We start from the raw sequence: 23,536 nt of genomic DNA, 5'->3' as shown, positions 1-23,536 counted from the left end.
GGCGGTCGGGCGCGGCGAGGGACCGCCGTCCGGGGTGACGTGGCAGCCGGTCGCGTGAGCCCGGCGTGATGTCCGCGTCGGGCGCGTCGGCCGCGTCGGGTCAGCCTGCGATGTCCAGCAGGTCCACCGCGTGGACCCCGGCGACCGCCGCAGCGAGGAACGCTGCGGGGTCGTCGTCGAGCCCGCGGCCCATGGTCGACAGCCGCACCGGCGAGCCCGCGAGCGCGCTGAGGAGGTCCGCGCCGGCGTCGACGTCGACCAGCCGGTGCCGTCCGTGCGGTGCGGCGAGCGCGGCGACCTGGTGGCGCACGCGTCGCCCGAGGGCGTCGAGCCCGCCGTCGGGGTCGGGGTCGAACACGGGGACGGGCACGTCGGCGGCCGCGAGCGCGACGCGTCCGTAGGCGGTGAGCGAGTGGTGCGAGACGCCGAGGTGCCGTTCGCGCGGGTCGGCGCCGCTGACGCGCAGGGAGGCGACGGGGCGGCCGCGGAGGGTGGCGGCGGCGTTGACCGCTTCTCCGGCGGCGACGCCGGAGAAGCCCCAGCGGGTGCCGGTGCCGAGGTTCCCGGGTCCTTGGGCGAGGACGACGAGGTCGGCGCCGACGACGTGGCGTGCGGCGAGGAGGCCGGTGTGCACGGTGACGGCCTCGTGGTCGCCGCCGAACGCCTGCCCGGTGGTGACGCACGCGTCGATCCAGCCGGCGTCGCGCAGGCCCGCGACGGCACGGGAGAACCAGGCGGGGAGGGCGCCGCCGTCGGTCATGACGTAGGCGACGGTGGGTGCGGGGCGGCCCGCGCGGGCGGCGGCGTAGCGGGCGCCGGCGACGACGGCGGGGAGCGCGGAGTGCAGGTCGGCGACGACGACGGGCAGGCCGCCGAGGTCGTCGGCGTCGCGCAGGGTCTCGTGGTGGGGGGACTCCTGGTCGTCGACGCCGAGGACCATGGCCTGGAGGGGGGTGTAGCGGGCCTTGACGAGGTGCCCGGGTCCGGCTGGGGGGTCGGCGGGCAGGTCGCCGCCGGGGGCGGCGACGAGGGCGTAGCCGCCGGTGCCCAGCCCGCGGGCCAGCGCGGAGACGTTGAGCAGGACCCGGTCGCCGACGGCGGGGGAGCCGACGAGGGCGGGGTAGGCGAGCGCCCGGACGATGTCCGGCAGGGCGTCGGTGGCCGGGTGGTCGAGGGCCACCGTGAGCTCCTGTGCGCCCGGCCAGGCGGTCCCGCTCGCGACGACGACACCCGAACGCCACGTGATCACGGCCCCACCGTACCGGGGCGGCTACCGTGGTCCCCGATGCCCCCCGCGATCCCGCCCGCAGAGCGCCTGCTCAACCTCGTCATCGCCCTCGTGAACACGTCCGGCCGCATGACCAAGGAGCAGGTGCGCGCCAGCGTCGCCGGGTACCAGGACGCGCCGTCGGACGACGCGTTCGAGCGGATGTTCGAGCGTGACAAGGACACGTTGCGCGAGCTCGGGATCCCGGTGCTCACGGTGACGGACGCCGGTCACGGTGACGACATCGGGTACCGGATCGACGCCGAGCAGTACGCCCTGGCCCCGCTGGACCTGACGGCGGGGGAGCTGGGTGTCCTCGCGATGGCGGCGCAGCTGTGGCAGGACCAGTCGTTGCGCGCCGACACGTCGCGCGCGCTGACGAAGCTGCGTGCGGTCGGCGCGGCGCCGCAGTCGACGGACCTGGTCGCGGGGCTCGCGCCGCGCGTGCGGTCGGGTGGCGGGGCGATCGGTCCGCTGCTCGACGCGGTGCAGGCGCGGCAGGTGGTGCGGTTCGTGTACCGCGCGGCGAACACGGGCGAGGTGCGTGAGCGGACGGTCGAGCCGTGGAAGCTGCTGGCGCGCCGGGGTGGCTGGCTGCTGGTGGGTCGTGACCGCGAGCGCGACGCTCCTCGTTCGTACCGGTTGAGCCGCGTCGAGGGGACGGTGCGGCTGGTGGGCGCGCCGGGTGCGTTCGAGCCGCCGCCTGCGGAGGAGCTGGCGGCGGCGCTGCACCCGTGGGAGGAGCGTCCGGAGCGGGTCGCGACGCTCGCGGTGCTGCCGGAGCGTGTGGGTGCGGCGCGGGCGCGTGCGGTGCCGGCGCCGGCGGACGCGCCGGACGTGTGGTCGGATCCGCGGGCGGCTGCGGCGCTGGCGCAGCGCGACGTGGTGCACGTGCCGTTCCGGCTGGACTGGGAGCTCGCGGAGGAGCTCGTGGGGTACGGCGACGCGGTGGTGGTGCTGGACCCGCCGAGCGTGCGGCACGCGGTGCTGCACCTGCTGCGGACGGCGTCGACGCTGGACCGCGCGACGGTCGGGGGTGGGACGGATGGCTGAGCGCGCGAGCGACCGCCTGCTGCGCATGCTCGGGATGATCACGTACCTGGACCGGCACGCCGGCGTCCCGGTGGAGGAGATCGCGGAGCAGTTCGGGGTGACGGCGGACCAGGTGCTGTCGGACATCGACACGTTGTGGGTCACGGGGACGCCGGGGTACTTCCCGCACGACCTGATCGACTTCGACGCGGCGTCGTACGAGCAGGGTGTGGTGCGGCTGACGGAGTCGCGCGGGATGACGCGTCCGCTGCGGCTGGGTGCGCGTGAGGCGGTGGCGCTGCTCGCGGCGCTGCGGGCGCTGGACTCGTCGCTGCGGCCGGCGCTCGACCGGGAGCAGGCCGCGGTGCTGTCGTCGGCGCTGGACAAGCTGACGACGGCGGCGGGTGACGCGGCTGCGGCGCTCGACGTGCGGCTGGGGCTCGACGCGGCGCCGGACGTCGCGACGGCGGTGGCGACGGCGCTGCGCAACGGGCGCCGGCTGCACCTGCGCTACGTGGACGCGTCGGACGTGACGACGGAGCGCGACGTGGACCCGCTGCGGCTGGTCACGGACGACGAGCGCTCGTACCTGCTGGCGTGGTGCCGGCTCGTCGACGGGGAGCGTCTGTTCCGGGTGGACCGCATCCTGGCGGCCGAGGTGCTCGACGATCCGGTGGCGGACCACACGGTCGCGCCGGACGCGGGGGAGTTCCAGCCCGGGCCGGACGGCGAGCTCGTGACGTTGCACCTGCGCAGCTCGGCGCGCTGGGTCGCGGAGAGCACACCCGTGGAGGCGGTGCGGAACCTGGAGGACGGGTCGTTCGAGGTCGACCTGCGCGTCCTGCGCCCGGCCTGGCTGCGGCACCTGGTGCTGCAGGTCGCGGACGAGGTGCTCGACGTGCGGCCCGCGCGGGTGGCGACGGAGGTCGCGGCCGCGGCGCGCGCCGCGCTGGCCGCGTACGGCCCGCTCGCGGACGAGGAGGGCTGACGCCGTGCTGTGGTTCAGCGTGTGGACGGTGCTGGTCGTGGGCACGCTCGTCGGCGCGTTCTTCCTGGGTCGGCGCCTGTGGCGGTCGGGGCTCGAGCTCGGCCGGGAGCTGGCGAGGGCCGGGCAGACGTGGGAGCAGCTCGCCGACCGGCTGGCGGAGCTGCAGGCGTTGGCGGAGCAGGACCGGGTCGACACCGGGCCGACGGTTCTCTCGCCCCGCGGGCCGCTGGTCGAGCGTCGGGCGGCCCTGCGCGAGGAGCGCACCGCACGTCGTGCGGCGCGCGAGCAGCGGCACTGGCGCACGCGCGAGTCGTGGCGTGCGTACTGGAGCTGAGGGAGCATCCGGACAGGTCCGGCGGGGTTAGGATGCGCGGGACTCGCACCGCGACGGAGGTAGCCCCGTGATCCGAAACCTGAGCGCCTGGCACATCATCGTGCTGGTGCTGGTCGTCCTGCTGCTGTTCGGGGCGAACCGCCTCCCGGGGCTCGCCAAGAGCGTCGGTCAGTCGATGAAGATCTTCAAGTCCGAGGTGAAGGACCTGCGGGACGACGACACGCGTCCTGACGAGCCGACCGAGGGCACCACGCCTCCGAAGGTCTGACCGCGTGAGCAGCTCCCGCCGCGGGCGCGACCCCGGCGGCCGGATGCCGCTGCGGGCCCACCTCCTCGAGCTGAGGAAGCGCCTCGTCCTCGCCTCCATCGGCGTCGTCCTCGGCGCCGTGCTCGCCTGGATCTTCTACGACCCCGTCTTCGAGGCCATCCAGCAGCCGCTGGAGGCCGCCGGATCGACGCGTGACGGGCTCGTCTCCCTGAACTTCGCGGGCGTCGCCGCGCCGTTCGACATGCGGGTCAAGATCACGATCTTCCTGGGCGTGATCCTGTCGAGCCCGTGGTGGCTGTACCAGCTGTGGGCGTTCATCACGCCCGGCCTGACCCGCCGCGAGCGCGGGTACGCGTTCGGGTTCCTCGGTGCGGCCGTGCCGTTGTTCCTGGGTGGTGCGCTGCTGGCCTGGTACGTGCTGCCGCACGCCGTGCAGCTCCTCATCGAGTTCACGCCGTCGGGTGCGACGAACCTCGTGGACGCGCAGACGTACCTCGGGTTCGTCATGCGCGTGATGCTCGTCTTCGGCCTGGCGTTCCTGCTGCCGGTGGTGATGGTCGCGCTGAACTTCGCGGGTCTGGGCACGGCGGCGACGTGGCGCAAGGGGTGGCGGTGGGCCGTGATGATCGCGTTCACGTTCAGCGCGATCATGACGCCGACGCCGGACGCGATCACGATGATCGCGGTCGCGATCCCCATCTGCCTGCTGTACGCGGGGGCGCTGGTGATCTGCACGGTGCACGACCGTCGCGTGGACCGTCGTCGGGTCGCGGCGGGCCTGCCGCGTCTCGACGGCACGTTCCCCGACGACGCCGAGCCTGCCGCCACGTGAGGCACGTCGGCGTCGTCGTGAACCCCACGGCGGGCAAGGGGCGCGGGGCGCAGGCCGGGCGGCGCGTGCACGAGCTGCTGGTGGCGCGCGGCATGAAGGTCGAGGACCTGTCCGCGCCGACGCTCGCGCAGGCCACCGACCGCGCCCGTGCGGCTGCGGTCCAGGGTCTCGACGCGCTCGTCGTGGTGGGCGGCGACGGCATGGTGCACCTGGGGGCGAACGTCGTCGCGGGCACCGCCCTGCCGCTCGGGATCGTCGCGGCCGGCACGGGCAACGACATCGCCCGGGCGCTCGCGCTGCCGCGTGGCGACGTCGAGGCGGCCGTCGACGTGGTCGAGCGCGCGCTGGACGTGGGGCCCCGCCGGATCGACGCGGTGCGCGTCGGCACGCCCGAGCACTCCGCGCACGAGTGGTTCCTCGGCGTGCTGTCGTGCGGCATCGACGCGGCCGTGAACGCGCGGGCGAACACCATGACGTGGCCGGCCGGCTCGGCCCGGTACGTGCGGGCCCTGGTCGCGGAGCTCGCGTCGTTCCGGCCCTACGGGTACCGCGTGACCCTCGACGACCGGACCTGGGAGTCGGCCGGCACGCTCGTCGCCGTCGCGAACGTCCCGTCGTTCGGCGGCGGGCTGCGGATCGCGCCCGACGCGCAGGTCGACGACGGCCTGCTCGACGTCGTCGTCGCGGGACCGTTGTCGCGGTCCGCGGTGACGCGGATCTTCCCGGGCATCTACCAGGGCCGCCACGTGCACCACCCGGCGGTGACCGTGGTGCGGAGCCGGTCGGTGCTCATCGAGCCGCTCCTCGACGCGGGAGGCGCGCCTCCGGCGGCGTTCGCGGACGGCGAGCGCGTCGGGCCGGTCCCGTTGCGCGTGCAGGTCGACCCGGGCGCCCTGTCGGTCCTCGCCTGACCCGTCCGCGAGCGCGCGGCGCGCCCGACGCTCGGAGCGTGCGACGTGCCCCCGCGTGCCTAGGGTGTGCGTGTGGTGTCACGCAGGCGTCGTCCGTCCTCCGGTCCCGGCTCGTCGACGGTGTCGGCGGAGCCGTCGCCCGCCGAGCGGTACGCGGCCGCGCGCCGCCGCGCGGAGACCGAGCGCGGCGAGCTGGCGCAGTTCCGGGAGCTGCTGAGCTTTCCCCTGGACGACTTCCAGGTCGAGGCGTGCGCGGCCCTCGAGCGCGGCAGCGGCGTCCTCGTCGCGGCGCCCACGGGGGCGGGCAAGACCGTCGTGGGGGAGTTCGCGGTGCACCTGGCCCTCGCGGCGGGTCGCAAGGCGTTCTACACGACGCCGATCAAGGCGCTGTCGAACCAGAAGTACGGCGACCTGGTGCGCCGGTACGGCCCCGAGCGCGTCGGGCTCCTCACGGGTGACACGACCATCAACGGGGAGGCGCCCGTCGTCGTCATGACGACGGAGGTGCTGCGCAACATGCTGTACGCGGGTTCGCCGACCCTCGCCGGGCTGGGGTTCGTGGTGATGGACGAGGTGCACTACCTCGCCGACCGGTTCCGCGGGCCGGTCTGGGAGGAGGTGATCATCCACCTGCCCGACGACGTGCAGCTGGTGTCGCTGTCCGCGACCGTCTCGAACGCGGAGGAGTTCGGCGACTGGCTCGCGACCGTGCGCGGCGACACGGCCGTGGTGGTGAGCGAGCACCGTCCGGTGCCGCTCGGTCAGCACGTGCTGGTCCGGGGCGACCTGCTCGACCTGTACGCGGGTCACGTCGACCCGACCGACCCGGGCGTCGACCCGCCCATCAACCCGGACCTGGTGCAGCTGCTGCGCCGTGGCGAGCGCGCGGAGGGGCCCGGGCGGCGCGGGCCGGGTGACCGGGGCTACCGCGGGCGCGGCGGTCACCGGCCCGGCGGAGGGGCGGTCTTCGGGCGTCCGACGCCGCGGTTCGCCGTGGTCGACGCGCTCGACAAGGACGAGCTCCTGCCCGCGATCGTGTTCATCTTCTCCCGCGCGGGCTGCGAGGGGGCCGTGCAGCAGTGCCTGGCGGCGGGCGTGCGCCTGACCGACCCGGCCGAGCAGGCGACGATCCGGCGCATCGTGGAGGAGCGGTGCGCCGCCGTCCCGCCGGAGGACCTCGACGTGCTCGGCTACTGGGACCTCCTCGACGCGCTCACGCGGGGCGTCGCGGCGCACCACGCGGGCATGCTGCCGCTGTTCAAGGAGACCGTCGAGGACCTGTTCTCGCGTGGTCTGGTGAAGGTGGTGTTCGCGACGGAGACGCTCGCGCTCGGCATCAACATGCCCGCGCGGTCCGTGGTCCTCGAGAAGCTCGTCAAGTGGGACGGGTCGAGCCACGTCGACGTGACCCCGGGGGAGTACACGCAGCTCACCGGGCGTGCGGGGCGCCGCGGCATCGACACCGAGGGGCACGCCGTCGTCGTCGCGCACGCGGGCCTGGACCCGGTGCAGCTCGCGGGCCTCGCGTCGAAGCGGCTGTACCCGCTGCGCTCGAGCTTCCGGCCCACGTACAACATGGCGGTCAACCTCGTGGCGCAGGTGGGTCGCGACCGTGCGCGCGAGGTCCTGGAGACGTCCTTCGCGCAGTTCCAGGCGGACCGCGGGGTCGTCGGGCTCGCCCGGCAGGCGCAGTCGCACGCCGAGGCGCTCGACGGGTACGCCGAGGCGATGCGGTGCCACCTCGGCGACTTCGCCGAGTACGCGCGCATCCGCCGGGACATCGGCCGGCTCGAGCGCGACCAGTCCCGCGCCGCAGCGGCCGCGCGCCGGGCCGACGTCGCCCGGTCGTTGGAGGGCCTGCACGTCGGCGACGTGCTCGAGATCCCCGTCGGGCGACGCTCCGGGCACGCCGTCGTGATCGACCCGGGCGGCGCGGGCGGCTTCGACGGGCCCCGTCCCATGGTGCTCACGACCGACCGGCAGGTGCGCAGGCTCACCGTCGCCGACGTCGGCACCGGCGCGCGCACGGTCGGCCGCCTGCGTGTGCCGAAGGGGTTCAGCGCGCGCGTCCCCGCCGCGCGACGCGAGCTCGCCGCCGCGCTGCGGTCCTCCGTCTCGTCCGGCGCCGTGGGTGATGGCGACCCGCGCGGCGACCGTCGCCCCGGCGCGCGCCGCGGTCGCCCGCCCCGGCACACCGCCGGGCAGGACGACGCGCAGATCGCCGAGCTGCGCCGACGGCTTCGCGCACACCCGTGCCACGCGTGCCCGGACCGCGAGGAGCACGCCCGCTGGGCCGAGCGGTGGGACCGCCTGCGCGGCGAGCACGACGCCCTCGTCCGCCGCATCGAGGGCCGCACGGGCTCGATCGCCGCAGTGTTCGACCGCATCTGCGACGTCCTGGTCCGGCTCGACTACCTCGACCGCACCGGCGGCACCCTGCAGGTCACCGACGACGGACGCTGGCTGCGGCGCCTCTACGCCGAGAACGACCTGCTGCTCGCGGAGTGCCTGCGTCGCGGCACCTTCGACGAGCTCGACCCGCCCGGGCTCGCCGCCGCCGTCTCCACCCTCGTGTTCCGCTCACGTCGCGAGGACCAGGGCGAGCCGCACGTCCCCGGCGGCCCGGCGAGCCGGCTGGGTGTCGCGCTCGACGGCACGCTGCGCGCCTGGTCGGAGCTCGAGGACCTCGAGTCGGAGCACCGGCTCGAGACGACCGTGCCGCTCGACCTGGGGCTCGTGGAGGCCGTGCACCGCTGGGCCGCCGGGCGCAGCCTCGACGCCGTCCTGCGCGGGGGCGACCTGTCCGCGGGCGACTTCGTGCGCTGGTGCAAGCAGGTCATCGACGTGCTCGACCAGGTCGCCCAGGCTGCCCCGCACGAGCGCACCCGCACCACCGCCCGGCGGGCCGTCGACGCCGTCCGGCGAGGTGTCGTCGCGTACTCCTCGGTCTGACACGCGGCCTGTGACGGGGCCGACGGTCCCACCCGTGCCGATCCGTCCGGATTTCGCCCGGGTGCGACGCCCTGACCTGCCCTATCGTGAGCCGATGTGAGCTCGACCCTCTACCGCAACGGCGTCATCCACTCCCCGGCCGACCCGTTCGCGCAGGCGCTGCTCGTCGACGACGGCGTCGTGGCCTGGCTGGGTGACGACGACACGGCCGACGGCCTGGCGGCCCGCGCCGACGAGGTCGTCGACCTGGACGGGGCGCTCGTCGCGCCGGGGTTCGTCGACGCGCACGTGCACGTCCTCGAGACCGGCCTCGCCCTCGAGAGCGTGCGGCTGTCCGCCGACGCCGGTGTCCGGTCCCTCGCGGACGCGCTCGACGCCGTCGCCCGCGCCGCCCGCGAGCGCTCCGCGACGGACGCCGACGTGCCGCTCCTCGGGTTCGGCTGGGACGAGCTCGAGTGGCCCGAGGGTCGCCCGCCGACGCGTGCCGAGCTCGACGCGGCCGCCGGGGGCGCGCCCGTGTACCTGGCGCGTGTCGACGTGCACTCCGCGGTCGTCTCGTCCGCGCTCGCGCAGGCGGAGGGTCTCGACCGGCTCCCCGGCTGGTCCGACGACGGTCGCGTGGAGCGAGAGGCGCACCACGCCGCCCGCGACGCCGCCCGGCGACTCTCGCCGGAGCGCCGCACGGCGGTGTACCGCCGCGCCCTCGCGCACGCGGCGTCCCAGGGTGTGGTGTCGGTGCACGAGCTGAGCGCGCCGTTCATCGACACGCGCGAGGGCCTCGTCGAGCTGCTCACGACCACGGCCGACGCCGTGAGCGGGCTGCCGCTGGTCGTCGGGTACCGCGGCGAGCTGTGCGTGACCGTCGACGACGCCCGCGAGATCCTGGCGGCGATCCCGGGCCTCACGGGCATCGGTGGCGACCTCAACGTCGACGGGTCGCTCGGGTCGCACACCGCCGCGCTGCGAGCACCGTACGCGGACGCCGAGGGTGCGGGCGCGCTGTACCTGTCGGCGGAGCAGATCGCGAACCACGTCACGGCCGTGACGCGCGCCGGTGTGCAGGGCGGGTTCCACGTCATCGGCGACCGCGCGATGGACGAGGTCGCGCTCGGCCTGCGGACCGCTGCCGACGTCGAGGGTGTCGAGGCGATCGGCCGCGCGGGGCACCGCCTCGAGCACGCCGAGATGGTCGACGCCCCGACGCTGGCGTCGCTGATCCTCCTCGGCGTGCGGCTCAGCGTGCAGCCCGCGTTCGACGCCGCCTGGGGCGGCGAGAAGGGCATGTACGCGACGCGGCTCGGTGCCGGTCGTGCAGCCGCGCTGAACCCGCTCGCCGACCTCGCGGGCGCGGGCATCCCGCTGGCGTTCGGCTCGGACGCGCCGGTGACGCCGGTCGACCCGTGGGCGGGTGTGCGGGCGGCCGTCCTGCACACCGCGCCCGAGCAGCGGATCTCCGCGCGCGCCGCCTTCCGCGCCTCGACACGTGGCGGCTGGCGGCTCGCGGGCCTCGACCACACGGGCGCGGGCGAGCTGCGGGTCGGTGCTCCCGCCCACCTCGCCGTGTGGCGCGCCGAGCACCTGGTCGTGCAGGCACCCGACGGCCGGCTCGCGTCGTGGAGCACCGACGCCCGGTCGGGCACGCCGCTGCTGCCGTTCCTCGGCCCCGACGAGGAGTCGCCGCGCTGCCTGCGGACGGTGCGCGGCGGCGTCGTCCTGCACGACGCGCTCGGCTGACCCGTCCTGGTCGGTGCCGAGCGGGTGAATCTTCGCCGCCGGTCCCTGGCGCGCCCTGCTGGACGCCTGTCCGATTTTCGCGACACGCCCCACGACACGCCGCCCCGTCGGGTGTGTCGCCGGACCGCGCCGTCGAGGTGACCTGCGCAGAGGCCCACCACCTGCAGTGACGGCGCCTTGACACCTCGCCTGATCTCGGTAGGTTCCTGAAGGTATCCACGACCGGGGGGACCGGTCGGGCGCCACCGCCATCAGGGCCGACGCAGCAGTCGGAGCGGCGGGCCCCGACGAGGCCGGTGGTCGGATCCCAGGGTTCCGACCGGGCCCGCGTGTTCAACAGACAACGGTCGCGCCGTGCGCGCCGACCGGTACGAAGGACACGCGGGCCGGTCGGTCGGGAACGCTTCCAGGACGCCGGTCCCGACGGTCCGCACATGCTGCTGTCGTACTCTTGCGCGGTGCTCGTCCGTGAACCCTCCCGCTGGTGGGCGGTCGGCCTCGCCCTGATCAGCGGCCTGGTCACACGCGCGGCGTTCCCCGCCCCCGGCTGGTGGCCCGCGGCGTTCCTCGGCATGGCGCTCCTTTACCTCGCGATGCGGCGGGACTCCGCGCGCTGGAACGCCCTCGTCGGCTTCGTCTGGGGCATCGCGTTCTTCGGCCCGCTCATCACCTGGGCGAACGACGCGGTCGGGCTCGTGCCGTGGCTCGCGCTCACCGTGCTCGAGGCGTCCTACGTCGCGCTCTTCGGTGCCGCGTGGGCGTGGGCACGACGAGGCGAGGCCGTCTGGCGCAACGGCGGGCTCCAGGTCGTCGTGTTCACCGTGCTGTGGGTCGCGGCCGAGGACCTGCGCTCGACGTGGCCGTTCGGCGGCTTCCCGTGGGGACGGCTCGCGTTCTCGCAGGCCGACTCGCCGCTCGTCGCGTTCGCGTCGTGGGGCGGCACGCCCCTGGTCTCCGCACTCGTCGCAGCGGTCGGCGTCCTGCTCGCCCGCGGCGCGGTCACCGTCGCCCGCGGACGCGTGCTGCGCGCGCTCGGGGCTGTCGCGCTCGCCGCGTCCGTCGCGGTCGCCGGGCTCCTCGTGCCGCTCGCGACCGCCGCCCAGGCCGGCCAGCTGCGCGTCGGCGCCGTGCAGGGCAACGTGCCCGGGACCGGCCTCGACGCGTTCGGGCAGCGGTCCGCGGTCCTCGGCAACCACGTCACCGGGACGCTCGCGCTGCTCGACCAGGTGCAGCCCGGCGAGCTCGACCTCGTGCTCTGGCCCGAGAACGGCACCGACATCGACCCGCAGATCGACGAGCGCGCCGCCGACCTCATCGACTCCGCCGCGAGCGCCGTGGGCGCCCCCATGCTCGTCGGGACCGTCGAGTACCCGCCCGAGGGCGGCCGCTACAACACCGCGGTCCTGTGGGTGCCCGACGAGGGCGTCGTCGCCACGTACACCAAGCAGCACCCCGCGCCGTTCGCCGAGTACATCCCGATGCGCTCGTTCGTCCGGAACTTCTCGTCCGCAGTCGACACGGTCACGCGCGACATGCTGCCGGGCGACCGTCCGGGCTACGTGCCGCTCGAGTCGGAGCGTCTGGGCCGCACCGTGGGCATCGGTGACGTCATCTGCTTCGAGGTCGCCTACGATTCGCTGGTCCGGGACGCGGTGCGCGCCGGGGGAGAGGTGCTCGTCGTCCAGACGAACAACGCGTCCTTCGGCCGGAGCGACGAGTCGACCCAGCAGCTCGCGATGTCGCGGCTGCGGGCCGTCGAGCACGGCCGCGCGACGGTGCAGATCTCGACCGTCGGCGTGAGCGCGGTGATCGGTCCGGACGGGTCCGTGAGCCAGCAGACCGGTCTGTTCACCGCCGAGCAGATGGTCGCGGACCTGCCCCTGCGCACCACCTGGACACCGGCGACGGCGCTCGGCCCCTGGCCCGGCCTCGTCGTCGACGCCCTCGCGGTGTGCATGGTGGTCGCCGGAGCCTTCGGCGCCCGCCGCGTGCCCCGTCCGGACCGAGAAGAGAGCGCGGCATGAACCCCAGCGCGGCACGTGTGCTCGTCGTGATCCCGACGTACGACGAGCGCGAGAACATCCCTGTGGTCCTCGAGCGGCTGCGAGAGCACGTCCCGACGGCCGACGTGCTGGTGGTCGACGACGGGTCGCCCGACGGGACCGGCGAGCTCGCGGAGAAGATCGCCGCCGACGAGGGCGCCTCGCCCGAGGCGACCCGGTCGCTCGCGGTCCTGCACCGGTCCGGCAAGCTCGGCCTCGGCACCGCGTACGTCGCCGGGTTCGGGTGGGCACTCGCGCGTGACTACGACCTCGTGGTCGAGATGGACGCGGACGGGTCGCACCGCGCGCAGGACCTGCCGCGGCTGCTGGCGGCGACGGCCGACGCCGACCTGGTGCTCGGCAGCCGGTGGGTGCCGGGCGGGAGCGTCGTGAACTGGCCGGCGCACCGCAAGGTGCTCTCGCTGGGCGGCAACACCTACACACGGCTCGTGCTGGGCATCCCGCTGCGTGACGCGACCGGCGGATTCCGGGCCTACCGCGCCGACCTGCTGCGGTCGCTGCCGCTCGGGGAGGTCGCGTCGCAGGGCTACTGCTTCCAGGTCGACATGGCCTGGCGCGCGGTGCGCGCCGGCGCGCGCGTCGTCGAGGTGCCGATCACGTTCGTGGAGCGCGAGGTCGGTCGCTCGAAGATGAGCCGCGCGATCGTCGTCGAGGCGCTGCTCAGCGTCACCCGGTGGGGGATGCGCGAACGCTCCCGCCGGGTGGCGGGAGCGTTCGGCAGGACGCGGAGCGCGCGGGTCCGCTGAGGCGGGGGCGTGCCTCAGCGCGGGGCGTCAGGCGCTGCGGCGCAGCTTCCCGGCGCGCAGGAGACCCAGGCGCTCGTCGAGGAGCTCCTCGAGCTCGCCGATGGTGCGGCGCTCGAGCAGCATGTCCCAGTGGGTACGGGCGGGCTTGCCCGCCTTCGCCTCGGGCTTGGACGCGTCCCGCAGCAGCGCCTCCGCGCCGCAACGGCACTCCCACACCACCGGGACATCGGCCTCGACCGAGAACGGCAGGATGATGGTGTGCCCGTTGGGGCAGTCGTAGTGCGCCTGGAGGCGGGGGGCGAAGTCGACGCCCTCATCCGTCTCCATGCTGTGGGACCCGATGCGCATGCCGCGCAGGGACCGGTTTGCCATCAGGGGACCTCCGTGCCGGGTTCCGGCCGTCGAGTGAGAACTTCCACCGTTGTCAACGGCGGGGGACCTCTCCGTGTTCCAGCCAGCCGTGAAGGTCTGGTGAACGGCCGCCGCCGAAAGGGGGAGGGTGCACACCCGAGCGACCCGGTTCTTCTGCTGAGTGGCCGCTGCCTGACCGGGACGTAGAGTGCTGCGGGTGACGACGACCTCCCCGCCGCCCATGTCCTTCCGCCGGCTCGGGGCCAGCGGGCTGACCGTCTCCGTCGCCGGGCTCGGCTGCAACACGTTCGGGGCGACGCTACCGCCGGAAGGGGTGGGGCCGCTCGTCGACGCCGCCCTGGACGCCGGGATCACGTTCTTCGACACCGCGGACGTCTACGGCGGCAGCCCGGGGCAGAGCGAGGAGCTCCTGGGTGCAGCGCTGCGCGGGCGACGGGACGACGTCGTGGTCGCGACGAAGTTCGGTATGGACGTCGGAGGTCTCCACGGCACCGACTGGGGCGCGCGCGGCTCACGGCGGTACGTGCGTCGTGCCGTCGAGGGGTCGCTGCAGCGGCTCGGCACCGACCGCATCGACCTGTACCAGCTGCACGCACCCGACCCGGTCACCCCGATCGCGGAGACGCTCGCGGCGCTCGACGAGCTCGTCACCGAGGGCAAGGTGCTCTACGTCGGGTCGTCCAACTTCGCGGCCTGGCAGGTCGTCGACGCGGACTGGACCGCGCGCACGACGCACACGTCGCCGTTCGTGTCGGCGCAGAACCGCTACAACCTGCTGGACCGCGGTGCCGAGGCGGAGCTCGTCCCGGCGCTCGAGCGCACCGGCGTCGGCCTGATCCCGTACGTCCCGCTCGCCTCCGGGCTGCTGACCGGGAAGTACCGGCGCGGTGCCGAGGCGCCGGAGGGCAGCCGCCTCACGCGCATGCCGCAGCGGCTGGCCGCCGCGGACTTCGACCGCATCGAGGCCCTCGCCGGCCTCGCCGCGGACTGGGGGATCGACCTGCCGACCCTCGCGCTGGGCGGGCTCGCGGCGCAGCCCGCCGTCACGAGCGTCATCGCGGGCGCCCGCACCCCCGAGCAGCTGCGCGCGAACGTCGCCAGCATCCTGTGGGAGCCGGAGCTCGAGCAGCTGGCCGCGATCGACGAGGTCGCACCCGGCCCGGCCTGACGACGCCGTGGCGCCTGCCATCCGATGCGGCGCCGCTCACCACTCGACCACCGGTCGAGCACGCGGCGCGGCTCGCTCCGATCGCGGCGACCCGCGCGGCTCACCACTCGATCACGCGGGCGCCGCTCACCACTCGATCACGCGGGCCCGGCTCGCACCGATCGCGGCGACCGCGCGGATGCGGGCGCCGTGCTCGTCCGCCGCGTCGCGCAGGACGGGTGCCCACGACGTCTCGAACGTGCCGCGGTCCCCGCCGGACGCGCGCACGAGCCCGACGAGCACCGACCCGCCCGGCGCGTCGCGGTCGAGCACCGACGCGAGCACGTGCATGACGTGCGCGGCGACACCGGGCGACGCGGTGAGCGGGACCTCCGCCAGCGGCAGCACGACGGGCAGGCACCGGTCGTCGGCGTCGAGCAGGACGAACCACAGCGCGGGCGGGCCCGCGCGCTCCGGTCCGACGAGCCGCAGGAGCAGGTCCAGGACGTCGTCGCGCTCCCGCAGCGGCCGGGTGGGCACGCGAGGGAGCCCGCCGTCGCCCGGGAGGGCGGGGTCGAGCAGCCACGGCACGTCGGACCAGTCGTCGGCGTGCAGGCGTGAGTCGGGGTCGTGCGTCGGGGCGCCCGGCTCGGGAAGGCCGGTGCGTGGCTCATGATCGCCGGGTTCGCGGTCGGGCTCCCAGACGAGGTCGTGCGGGTCGTCGGTCATAGCCCTCAGCGTCGTCCGCGCGGCGACGTCGCCCCGGGGCACGAAGCCCATCCGGGGGAGCGGCGCCCCCGGACGCGGGCTGTGGACGGCTCGTCAGGCGAGGAACGCGCGCAGCGCCTCCACCACGAGCGCGTGGTCGTCCGCCTGCGGGAGCCCGGACACCGTGACGACGCCGACCGGTCCGACGCCGTGCACCCGCACCGGGAACGCACCGCCGTGCGCGGCGTACTGCTGGAGCGGCAGGTCGTGCTGCTCGGCGAACGTGGTGCCGCGCTCCTTCGCGCGCAGCCCCACGAGGTAGGACGACGCGCCGAACCGCTCGACCACGCGCACCTTGCGCTCCACCCAGGAGTCGTTGTCGGGCGTCGTGCCCGTGCGCGCCGCGTGGAAGAGCTGCTGCGTGCCGCGCCGGATGTCGATCGTCACCGCCAGGTCGCGCTCCTCGGCGAGCTCCACGAGCAGGCAGCCGAGCCGCCACGCCTCGTCGTTCGTGAACGACGAGAGCACGAGCTCGCGCTCCTGCTGCTCGACCTCGGCGATCGTGGCACGGACGTCCTCGGTGGTCATGCCGCCATCGTCGCGCACGCCGGAGCAGTCCACGCGGCGGCACGCGCACGGCCGGCCGGGATCAGGACGGCGCCCATCAGGACGGCACGGACGCGGCCGGCACGGACTGTGCCGGCACGGACGGGGCCGGCACGGACGGGGCCGGCACGGACGGGGCCGGCACGGACGGGGCCGGCACGGACGGGGCCGGCACGGACGGGGCCGGCACGGACGGGCCGGCACGGACGGGGCCGGCACGTCGGCCGCGCCGACCTCGCGCAGCACGCGTCGCGACGGCGAGACGAGCACGGCGTCCCTGACGTCCGCCGCGGTGGCCTTCACGTAGATGCCGGTGGTCTTCAGGTCCTCGTGGCCCAGGAGCGCCTGCACGGCGGGAGCCGGCACGCCCGAGCGGATGAGCCCCTTCGCGAACGTGTGCCGGAAGCCGTGCGCGGCCTCGCCCTCCTGCTTGGACACGCCCGAGCGGCGGATCCATCCGTCGACGAGGTGGTTGAGCGCGCCCCGCTGCAACGGCCGGCCCGACGACAGACGCAGCAGGGGAGCGCCGTGCTCGGGCTGGCCGAACCGGTCGTCCCGCTCCGCGACGTACTCCTGCACGACGCGGAGCGCCTCCGGGGGGACCGGCACGTTCCGCTGCCGGTTGCCCTTGCCGATGACGGTGAGCACGGCCTCGCCGTCCTCCTCGACGCGCAGCGACCGGTCCGTCAGGCTGCACAGCTCGGACGCGCGGACGCCCGTCGTCGACAGCAGCGCGAACGCCGCGCGGTCGCGGGCCGGCCAGCGGCGGCTGTCGCCGGGGGAGACGTCCCACGCGACCTTCGCGAGCCGCAGGAGCTCCGCGTCGTCCCATCCGGCGGGGAGGCGCACCGGTCGCTCGGGGGCCTCGATGCGGAGCGTCGGGTCGACGGCGAGGTACCCCTCCATCTGGAGCCACCGCACGAACAGACGGAGCGTGCCCACCCGGCGCTGCACGGTCGACGCGGCCTCACGCCCGCGGATCGACCGGTAGGCGTTCTTGACGTTCAGCTCTGTGAGGTCGTCCGACGTGAGCAGCGCGAGCGGGTCCTCGCCCTCGCCCGTGAGACGGCCGACGTCCTGCGCGATCTGACGCGCCCACGTCGCGACGTCCTGGCGGTAGCCCGCACGCGAGCCGTCGGTGAGACCGCGTCGCGTGAGGGTGGCGCGGTCGGTGAGGAACGGCTCGACGACGGAGGCGAGGGGCACGGCCATGTCCCGACCGTACGGGCCGAGACCCCAGGGCGACGGGGGACGCGCCGGAGTTCTGCCAAAGTTCCGATCGGGGTGGGGCGGCGCCGGCGAGCGGAGAGCGGCGGCTTCGGGACCTGTGAGTGGTCGGCCGGAATCTCGCAGCGAGCTGCGGGTCTCGGCCGGCGCAGGCGCACGTGAAGGTCCGACGGGCCGGCTTGCGGGTCGGGCGTCGAACCGTCTGGTCGCCGCCGAGGGCGCCGACGACGCCCGGTGCGGCGACCAGGACCGGGAACGCGTACGCCGACGGACGGAGCGCACGGCCACCCGACGGCCGCCGTCGCGGGCGGTGTGCGTCGTCGAGCTGAGCAGCACAGGCCCTCGGGACACGAGGTGCGCTCGGCGAGCGGTGCGAGGAGCCCCATCCCTGGTTCTGCCAAAGTTCCGGCTATGGTCGAAAACCAGCCGAGCGGGGCCGGTCGGGGCTCGCTCACGCTCGGCGGCACGTCAGCCCGTGAGCCCTTTCCGCAGTGCGCGCCGTCGCCTGCGTGATCGCGCAGGCGGTGCTGCCGACGCACACGCGGGCGTGATCGCCTCGGTGACGCTGTCGGCGTGCGTCTGGCCCTCGCAACGTCAGCACCGCGAGGAACGAGACGTTCGCCCTGACGATCGCCACGCCACAGGCGCCTGCGCGCCGTCGGCGAAGAGGAATCGGTGCCGCGCACCACGCTGCTGCCCTGACGATCGCCACGCCACAGGCGCCTGCGCGCCGTCGGCGAAGAGGAATCGGTGCCGCGCACCACGCTGCTGCCCGCAGGACACCGCCGAGCGACCAGCCCACGCGTCCGGGGCCGCCGCTGGCAGGCCGCTGCCGGACGATCAGTCGCGGCCGTGCCGGCGGCACGTGGATCCCCGCGCGCACGCCGTTGTCGCGGTCGCCCGACGCGGCCGTGCGTCCACGGGGTCGGCTCGCGACGGCGAAGAGCGTCGGCCTCGGACGCCGGTGGCGCGAGGGCCCCCTGACGGGTCCCCTCCGCCTGAGTCCCGCCCTGGGCGGCAACTATGGCAGAACGGGGTGCTCCGGCTCGGAGCCTCTTCCGCCCGTGCCTGCCCGCCGCCGGTGGTTGGTCGCGCCCCTGCCGGGCCGCGCACCGCGACGGTCCCGGTCAGCGAAGCTGCGGTTCGTCCAGCTCGCGCACCCAGCGCTCCTCGACCAGCGACGGGTCCCGCGGCAGCGGCTGCCGCTCCCCCGTCCGGGCGAAGCCGGCGCGCACGTACAGGTCCCCCGCCGCGTTGTTGCCGTCGAGGATCCACAGCGAGAGCGTGCGTGCACCGTCCGCCACGGCAGCGGCGCGCACCGCGTCGAGCAGCGACCAGGCGATCCCCTGTCGTCGCGACTCCGGGGCGACCCACAGCGCGACGAGGTGCCGGTCGTCCACGGGCGACCCGGGCTCCTGGATCATCGACACGAGCCCACGGCCGACCTGCTCCTCGTCGACCGCGACCCAGGTCGGGCCGGTCCGGACGCGCATGCGCCAGTGCGACTCGCGGAACGACTCCTCGCGCGCCAGGGACGAGCCGAACACCTCGGGGCTCTCCCGCAAGGCCCGCAGACGCACGTCCCGCACGAGGGCCCAGTCGTCTTCGGTGGCGCGGTGGATCTGCACGCGACCAGCATGCCTCACGCCGACGCACGCGCACGTCAGGCCGCCCGTGAACCGGGGCGCGTCGCCCCTCGGTCGGTTCACGGCGCTGGCAGGACGCGCACCGGTCGGTCCGTGCGCCCTGGCCGGTCGACGGTGCCCCGCGGTGGTGCTCGTCAGGGCGCCGGAAGCGTGCCTCCGTGACCTTCGGGGTCCGGGACGGACCGCGCGACGTCGGCGATCTCCTCCTCCGGGCGCGGCGGGACGGTCTCGTCGAACTCGAGCTCGGGCACGTCGTGCCCCACGGGCTGCGTCACGCTGCCTCCTTCGTGGTCCCGGCTGGGCGGGTCGAGGTGGACGCCCACCGTACGGCGGGCGGGGGTGGTCCTGGAAGGCCGTCAGACGTCGAGCGACTCGCCGTTCGCGAGGTCGACGGCGTCGCCCGCACCGCCGAGGCGCCCCAGCAGCGTGCGGGACAGCCCGCGACCGACGTCGCTCAGCTGCGCGTCATGGATGACGGCGATCCGCGCGGGTCGCACGGCACGCACCCAGTCGACGAGCTCCGCGAGCTTGAGCCACGGCGCGGCGAGCGGTGCGAGCAGCACCTCGACGTCGTGCCCTGCGGGGTCGACGAGCGCGTCACCGGGGTGCAGCACCCCGTCCACGAGGTACGCGACGTTCGCGACGCGCGGCACGTCGGCGTGGATGAGGGCGTGCCACTCCCCCAGCACGAGGACGTCGAACGGGCCGACGGAGACGGTGTCGCCGTCCTGGACGGCGTGGAGCCGGTCCTGCGGGGCGCCCGCGCCGACGAGCGCGTCGAGCGCAGCCTGGGGTCCCCACACCTCGAGTCCCTGCCCGACCGCGTCGGCCACGCGCGCCACGTCCAGGTGGTCGACGTGCTCGTGGGTCACGAGCACCGCCGGCGCCCCCGAGAGCGCCGCGTCGAGGTCGGAGAAGCTGCCGGGGTCGATGACGAGGCTCGCCCCGTCGCGCTCCAGCCGCACGCACGAGTGTCCCCATCGGGTCAGTCGGGTCGTCATGGACCCAGTCTGCCTGCGGTGCGTCGTCACCGCAGGTCAGCGCGCCGTGGTCCGCCGCGGTCGACGTGCCCGCGGCGCGGCGACGACACGGGCGGACGCGGACCACGGTCGGCCGCGGCGATCACCCCGTCGACGGGAGGTGCCGGTTTCCTCGGAGACCCGCCGTGCCCGTACCGTGGGCGCCGTGCTGGTGCTCGGGGTGTGCAGTCTCAAGGGTGGCGTGGGCAAGACGTCGGTGACGCTCGGCCTCGCGTCGGCGGCGCTCGAGCGGGGCGTGCGCACGCTCGTCATCGACCTGGACCCGCAGGGCGACGCCACCATGGCGCTCGGGGCTCGGGCGGCAGGGACCGGCGACGTCGCGGGTGTGCTGAGCGAGCCGGGCGCCGACTCGGTGGCCGCCGCGACCCTCCTGAGCACGTGGGCCGACGACGGCCTCGACGTCCTGGCCGGCTCCGAGCGCTCCGCGGCGCACGACCGCCTCGACGAGAGCGACGTCGACCGCCTGCGGTTCGCGCTCTCCTGGGTCTCGGGCTACGACCTGGTGCTGATCGACTGCCCGCCCTCGCTCGGCGCGCTCACGCGCACGGGCCTGACGGCGTGCGACCGCGCGCTCGTGGTGACCGAGCCGGGGCTGTTCGCCGTGATGGCGGTGGGCCGTGCGATGCGGACGATCGACGAGCTGCGCCGCGGCCCGGCCGCGCAGCTGCAGCCGCTCGGCATCGTCGTCAACCGGGTGCGGGCGCGCTCGGTCGAGCAGGCCTTCCGCATGGAGGAGCTGCGCACGCTGTACGGGCCGCTGGTCCTCTCGCCGTTCGTGCCCGAGCGTGCGGCGCTCCAGCAGGCGCAGGGCGCGGCCCAGCCCGTGCACGCCTGGCCCGGAGCCGCGGCAGCCGAGCTCGCGACGACGTTCGAGACGCTGCTGGACCGCGCGATGCGCGCGCCGCGCCGCTGACGACCCGCAGGCCCGTCCCGGAGCACGACGACGCCCTCCACGCACGCGTGGAGGGCGTCGCGGAGAGTGTGTGTCAGCCTGCGGAGCGCGCCTGCCGACGCAGCGCGAGCTCGTCGTGAGGCGCCGGCGCGGTGTCGTCGACCGCCTCGTCCTCGGCGCGCTCGGTCGGCAGCTCGGCGAGCGAACCCTCGACCTCGCGCCAGACACGTCCGACGGCGATCCCGAACACGCCCTGCCCGCCCTGGACGAGGTCGATGACCTCGTCGGCCGACGTGCACTCGTACACCGAGGCGCCGTCGGACATGAGCGTGATCTGCGCGAGGTCGTCGACGCCACGCTCACGCAGGTGGCCGACCGCGGTGCGGATCTGCTGGAGCGAGACGCCCGTGTCGAGCAGTCGCTTGACGACCTTGAGTACGAGGATGTCGCGGAAGCTGTAGAGCCGCTGCGTGCCGGAGCCGGTCGCGGGGCGGATCGACGGCTCGACCAGCCCGGTGCGTGCCCAGTAGTCGAGCTGCCGGTAGGTGATGCCGGCGGCGCGGCAGGCCGTCGGGCCGCGGTACCCGGAGTAGGTGTCGAGATCGGGCAGGTCGTCGTCGAACAGCAGGCCCTGCGCGCGCTGCGGCACCGCGGTGGGGTGCTGCTCGGCGCTCTCGTTGCTGCTCACGGGTCCTCCACTTTCGCCCGCCCGACGGCGCGCTGGTCCTCGAATGCCTGCAACGCTAGGCCTGTGGTCACCCCGATGCAACGACGCCCCGCCCTGGCGTGTCGCGCCCGGCGAGTCTCACCTTCTACCTGAGGTCGAAGGTTCACCCGTTCGCGCACGTCGGCGGCCCCTAACGCCCACTCTCGCCGGGCTCCTCCCCCGTCGAGAAGTCGTCCGGCGTCACCACGTCGAGGAACCTCCGGAACCGCTCGAGATCCTGCTCGGTGCTCGTGGTCCGCACCTCGACACCCGCGACGGCGACCACCTCGGCCGCGCACATCACGGGGCAGCCGAACCGCAGCGCGACCGCGATCGCGTCCGACGCACGCGAGTCGACGCGTGGTCCGGTCGCCAGCACGAGCTCGGCGTGGAAGACGCCCTCCTCCAGCCGGGTGATCTCGACGTGCTCGACGCTCGAGCCCGCCGCGACGATGACGTCCCGCAGCAGGTCGTGCGTCATCGGGCGGGGCGGCACGATCCCGGCCTGCGCCGACGCGATCGCGCTCGCCTCCGTCGGGCCGATGAGGATCGGGACCAGCAGCTCGGACTCCGGGTCGAGCAGCAGCACGACGATCTCGTCGTCAGCCAGGTGCTGACGCACCCCGACGACCTCCACCTGCACCATCCCGCCGTCCTCGCCCACACGTCCAACGTACGACGTCGGCGGCGGATCGGCGCGTCCCGCCGACGAGACGGCCGGGTGGATGCTCAGGGGGTCAGGTCGGCGACCGCGGCCCGCACGAGCGCGGTGTGCATCTGCGTGCAGAGCTCACCCACCTCGGCGGCCACGGTGCCCGCGCGCGCCGCCGCGGAGGCGCCACGTCGACCCCGCCAGGGTGCGACGACCTGCTCGACGAGGTCCGCCTGACGGTCGGCGGCGGTGCGGAACTGCCGCAGGTGGCGGGCGTCGATGCCGTGCTCCGCCAGCGCGGCGGCCGCGACGACCACGTCGCGCGCCCACGGGTCGAACGACGAGCGTCCGCGCGGACGCAGCACGCCGGCCTGGACGAGCTCCTCGACGAAGGCGACGTCGACGTCCGCCTCGGTGGCGAGGGTCTCGACCGTCCAGCGCACCTCACCCGACTGCACGACGCCGTCGCGCGTCGCGAGGCGAGCGCGGGGTGCGGTCTCCTCCTCCTCGCCCGCGTCCAGCGCAGCGAGCCGCTCGCCGATCACCTTGAGCGGCATGTACTTGTCGCGCTGCTGCCGCAGGACGAAGCGGAGCCGCTCGATGTCGGCCGGCGAGTACTGCCGGTAGCCCGCCGGCGTGCGGACCGGCTCGACGAGGCCCTGCTCCTCGAGGAACCGCAGCTTGGACGTCGTGACGGCCGGGAACTCGATGCGCAGCGCGGCCAGGACGTCGGAGATCCGCATCGACGCGCGTCGGGAGATCCCTCGCGGCCACGGCTCGGTCGCCCCCGGGCGTGCGACGGCCCGATCGTCCTGCTCCGTGCGCTGCGCCTGCGCGCCGCTCATGCGCCCCTCCCCCACGGACCCGTGCTGACCAGGACGGCGCTCACCCGCGAGCGACCTCGCGGTGCGGGCTGGGGTGGAACGTCATGCGGTACTTGCCGATCTGCACCTCGTCGCCCGAGCGCAGCACGGCCTGGTCGATGCGCGACCGGTTGACGTAGGTGCCGTTGAGCGAGCCGATGTCCCGCACGACGAACTGCTGCCCGTCGCGCACGAACTCGGCGTGCTTGCGGGACACCGTCACGTCGTCGAGGAAGATGTCCGCCTCCGTCGAGCGACCGGCGACCGTGCGGTCCGCGTCCAGCAGGAACCGCGCACCCGCGCTCGGCCCCCGCTGCATCACGAGGAGCGCCGACGTCGGCGGGAGGGCGTTGACCGCGGCGACCTCGTCGGGCGTCAGCCCGACCGGCGCGGCGGCCTCGATCTCGACGGGCTCGAGCGCGCCGAACGACATCGTCGTGTCCGGACCGTACGCGGGCCGACCCGTCTGCGGTCCAGGGACCCCAGGGGCCTGCTCGTCGCCGCTCATTCCGCCTCCCGCGCGCCCTGCTCGTCCGATCACCCGGCACCG

General features: G+C 74.9%; 23 protein-coding genes. 12 read left to right on the top strand and 11 right to left on the bottom strand.

The annotated features are described in order from the left end of the window. Positions 1–100 precede the first annotated feature (100 nt). Complete coding sequence (locus tag GXP71_RS06690; protein ID WP_162352019.1) at positions 101–1,249, bottom strand: DUF3866 family protein; 1,149 nt, start codon at positions 1,247–1,249, stop codon at positions 101–103. Between the two features lie 36 nt (positions 1,250–1,285). On the opposite strand from GXP71_RS06690, the gene GXP71_RS06685 reads away from it, so the two are divergent. From GXP71_RS06685 to GXP71_RS06640, 10 genes are all read left to right on the top strand, one after another. Next, a complete protein-coding gene (locus tag GXP71_RS06685) occupies positions 1,286–2,320 on the top strand; it encodes a YafY family protein (protein ID WP_162352018.1) in 1,035 nt (344 codons plus the stop codon). After that, entirely contained in the window at positions 2,313–3,287 is a 975-nt protein-coding gene (locus GXP71_RS06680) for a YafY family protein (RefSeq protein WP_162352017.1), read from the top strand. Before GXP71_RS06685 ends, GXP71_RS06680 begins: the two co-directional genes overlap by 8 nt. 4 nt (positions 3,288–3,291) lie before the next feature. Next, on the top strand, positions 3,292–3,621 hold the full coding sequence (locus tag GXP71_RS06675; protein WP_162352016.1) for a hypothetical protein: 330 nt from the start codon (positions 3,292–3,294) through the stop codon (positions 3,619–3,621). Between the two features lie 67 nt (positions 3,622–3,688). Beyond that, positions 3,689–3,889 (top strand): Sec-independent protein translocase subunit TatA, encoded by a 201-nt coding sequence (gene tatA / locus GXP71_RS06670; protein ID WP_162352015.1) that lies wholly within the window; start codon positions 3,689–3,691, stop codon positions 3,887–3,889. 43 nt (positions 3,890–3,932) lie between these two features. Next, positions 3,933–4,721 carry a twin-arginine translocase subunit TatC gene (gene tatC / locus GXP71_RS06665; RefSeq protein ID WP_124342823.1) on the top strand — a complete coding sequence of 263 codons (789 nt, stop codon included), beginning with the start codon at positions 3,933–3,935 and terminating at the stop codon, positions 4,719–4,721. Next, positions 4,718–5,632 carry a diacylglycerol kinase family protein gene (locus tag GXP71_RS06660; RefSeq protein ID WP_162352014.1) on the top strand — a complete coding sequence of 305 codons (915 nt, stop codon included), beginning with the start codon at positions 4,718–4,720 and terminating at the stop codon, positions 5,630–5,632. The genes tatC and GXP71_RS06660 overlap by 4 nt, the downstream gene beginning before the upstream one ends. A 72-nt stretch (positions 5,633–5,704) precedes the next feature. Continuing rightward, the gene (locus tag GXP71_RS06655; protein ID WP_370520995.1) at positions 5,705–8,584 is read left to right on the top strand and encodes a DEAD/DEAH box helicase; all 2,880 of its coding nucleotides are present in this window, start codon (positions 5,705–5,707) and stop codon (positions 8,582–8,584) included. Positions 8,585–8,680: 96 nt separating this feature from the next. Continuing rightward, positions 8,681–10,318: an amidohydrolase gene (locus GXP71_RS06650; protein ID WP_162352013.1), complete on the top strand. Its 1,638-nt coding sequence runs from the start codon at positions 8,681–8,683 to the stop codon at positions 10,316–10,318. A gap of 434 nt (positions 10,319–10,752) precedes the next feature. After that, positions 10,753–12,342 (top strand): apolipoprotein N-acyltransferase, encoded by a 1,590-nt coding sequence (lnt, locus tag GXP71_RS06645; protein ID WP_238402665.1) that lies wholly within the window; start codon positions 10,753–10,755, stop codon positions 12,340–12,342. Further along, positions 12,339–13,127: a polyprenol monophosphomannose synthase gene (locus tag GXP71_RS06640; protein ID WP_162352012.1), complete on the top strand. Its 789-nt coding sequence runs from the start codon at positions 12,339–12,341 to the stop codon at positions 13,125–13,127. Before lnt ends, GXP71_RS06640 begins: the two co-directional genes overlap by 4 nt. Before the next feature lie 27 nt (positions 13,128–13,154). Here GXP71_RS06640 and GXP71_RS06635 read toward each other — a convergent pair whose 3' ends face one another. Further along, positions 13,155–13,499 carry an RNA polymerase-binding protein RbpA gene (locus GXP71_RS06635; protein ID WP_013771102.1) on the bottom strand — a complete coding sequence of 115 codons (345 nt, stop codon included), beginning with the start codon at positions 13,497–13,499 and terminating at the stop codon, positions 13,155–13,157. Between the two features lie 220 nt (positions 13,500–13,719). Between GXP71_RS06635 and GXP71_RS06630 the strand changes: the two genes are divergently transcribed. Next, positions 13,720–14,667 (top strand): aldo/keto reductase, encoded by a 948-nt coding sequence (locus tag GXP71_RS06630; protein ID WP_162354239.1) that lies wholly within the window; start codon positions 13,720–13,722, stop codon positions 14,665–14,667. A 126-nt stretch (positions 14,668–14,793) separates the two neighbouring features. On the opposite strand, the gene GXP71_RS06625 is transcribed toward GXP71_RS06630, so the two are convergent. The 5 genes from GXP71_RS06625 to GXP71_RS06605 all read right to left on the bottom strand — a co-directional run bounded on the left by GXP71_RS06625 (position 14,794) and on the right by GXP71_RS06605 (position 19,834). Continuing rightward, complete coding sequence (locus GXP71_RS06625; protein ID WP_124341445.1) at positions 14,794–15,375, bottom strand: hypothetical protein; 582 nt, start codon at positions 15,373–15,375, stop codon at positions 14,794–14,796. A gap of 93 nt (positions 15,376–15,468) precedes the next feature. Continuing rightward, complete coding sequence (locus GXP71_RS20640; RefSeq protein ID WP_370520993.1) at positions 15,469–17,172, bottom strand: heme-degrading domain-containing protein; 1,704 nt, start codon at positions 17,170–17,172, stop codon at positions 15,469–15,471. Between the two features lie 1,142 nt (positions 17,173–18,314). Beyond that, entirely contained in the window at positions 18,315–18,815 is a 501-nt protein-coding gene (locus GXP71_RS06610) for a GNAT family N-acetyltransferase (protein ID WP_162352011.1), read from the bottom strand. A gap of 152 nt (positions 18,816–18,967) precedes the next feature. After that, positions 18,968–19,108 (bottom strand): hypothetical protein, encoded by a 141-nt coding sequence (locus GXP71_RS20105; protein ID WP_168678017.1) that lies wholly within the window; start codon positions 19,106–19,108, stop codon positions 18,968–18,970. 81 nt (positions 19,109–19,189) lie between these two features. Further along, positions 19,190–19,834, bottom strand: coding sequence for an MBL fold metallo-hydrolase (locus tag GXP71_RS06605; protein WP_162352010.1), 645 nt, complete (start codon positions 19,832–19,834; stop codon positions 19,190–19,192). Positions 19,835–20,018: 184 nt separating this feature from the next. Here GXP71_RS06605 and GXP71_RS06600 point away from each other — a divergent pair, with 184 nt between their 5' ends. Next, on the top strand, positions 20,019–20,786 hold the full coding sequence (locus GXP71_RS06600; protein ID WP_162352009.1) for a ParA family protein: 768 nt from the start codon (positions 20,019–20,021) through the stop codon (positions 20,784–20,786). Between the two features lie 73 nt (positions 20,787–20,859). On the opposite strand, the gene GXP71_RS06595 is transcribed toward GXP71_RS06600, so the two are convergent. From GXP71_RS06595 to GXP71_RS06580, 4 genes are all read right to left on the bottom strand, one after another. After that, complete coding sequence (locus GXP71_RS06595) at positions 20,860–21,453, bottom strand: MerR family transcriptional regulator (RefSeq protein ID WP_162352008.1); 594 nt, start codon at positions 21,451–21,453, stop codon at positions 20,860–20,862. A gap of 169 nt (positions 21,454–21,622) precedes the next feature. Then, positions 21,623–22,117, bottom strand: coding sequence for a bifunctional nuclease family protein (locus tag GXP71_RS06590; RefSeq protein ID WP_162352007.1), 495 nt, complete (start codon positions 22,115–22,117; stop codon positions 21,623–21,625). A gap of 83 nt (positions 22,118–22,200) precedes the next feature. Then, a complete protein-coding gene (locus GXP71_RS06585) occupies positions 22,201–22,968 on the bottom strand; it encodes a MerR family transcriptional regulator (protein ID WP_162352006.1) in 768 nt (255 codons plus the stop codon). A 40-nt stretch (positions 22,969–23,008) separates the two neighbouring features. Next, positions 23,009–23,494 (bottom strand): FHA domain-containing protein, encoded by a 486-nt coding sequence (locus GXP71_RS06580; RefSeq protein ID WP_162352005.1) that lies wholly within the window; start codon positions 23,492–23,494, stop codon positions 23,009–23,011. Between the last annotated feature and the right edge of the window lie 42 nt (positions 23,495–23,536).

This window comes from Cellulomonas sp. H30R-01 (genome assembly GCF_010119915.1).
Taxonomy (GTDB): domain Bacteria; phylum Actinomycetota; class Actinomycetes; order Actinomycetales; family Cellulomonadaceae; genus Cellulomonas; species Cellulomonas algicola.
Note: the sequence above shows the minus strand (reverse complement) of the source record. Positions and strands in the feature narration are given on the sequence as shown.

Excerpts from the sequence above, each read along its gene's own strand:
- GXP71_RS06685 (WP_162352018.1), top strand. The coding sequence starts at position 1,286 with ATGCCCCCCGCGATCCCGCCCGCAGAGCGCCTGCTCAACCTCGTCATC.
- GXP71_RS06680 (WP_162352017.1), top strand. The coding sequence starts at position 2,313 with ATGGCTGAGCGCGCGAGCGACCGCCTGCTGCGCATGCTCGGGATGATC.
- tatC (WP_124342823.1), top strand. The coding sequence starts at position 3,933 with ATGCCGCTGCGGGCCCACCTCCTCGAGCTGAGGAAGCGCCTCGTCCTC.
- lnt (WP_238402665.1), top strand. The coding sequence starts at position 10,753 with ATGCTGCTGTCGTACTCTTGCGCGGTGCTCGTCCGTGAACCCTCCCGC.
- GXP71_RS06640 (WP_162352012.1), top strand. The coding sequence starts at position 12,339 with ATGAACCCCAGCGCGGCACGTGTGCTCGTCGTGATCCCGACGTACGAC.
- GXP71_RS06635 (WP_013771102.1), bottom strand. The coding sequence starts at position 13,499 with ATGGCAAACCGGTCCCTGCGCGGCATGCGCATCGGGTCCCACAGCATG.
- GXP71_RS06630 (WP_162354239.1), top strand. The coding sequence starts at position 13,720 with ATGTCCTTCCGCCGGCTCGGGGCCAGCGGGCTGACCGTCTCCGTCGCC.
- GXP71_RS06625 (WP_124341445.1), bottom strand. The coding sequence starts at position 15,375 with ATGACCGACGACCCGCACGACCTCGTCTGGGAGCCCGACCGCGAACCC.
- GXP71_RS20640 (WP_370520993.1), bottom strand. The coding sequence starts at position 17,172 with ATGGCCGTGCCCCTCGCCTCCGTCGTCGAGCCGTTCCTCACCGACCGC.
- GXP71_RS06605 (WP_162352010.1), bottom strand. The coding sequence starts at position 19,834 with ATGACGACCCGACTGACCCGATGGGGACACTCGTGCGTGCGGCTGGAG.
- GXP71_RS06590 (WP_162352007.1), bottom strand. The coding sequence starts at position 22,117 with ATGGTGCAGGTGGAGGTCGTCGGGGTGCGTCAGCACCTGGCTGACGAC.
- GXP71_RS06585 (WP_162352006.1), bottom strand. The coding sequence starts at position 22,968 with ATGAGCGGCGCGCAGGCGCAGCGCACGGAGCAGGACGATCGGGCCGTC.
- GXP71_RS06580 (WP_162352005.1), bottom strand. The coding sequence starts at position 23,494 with ATGAGCGGCGACGAGCAGGCCCCTGGGGTCCCTGGACCGCAGACGGGT.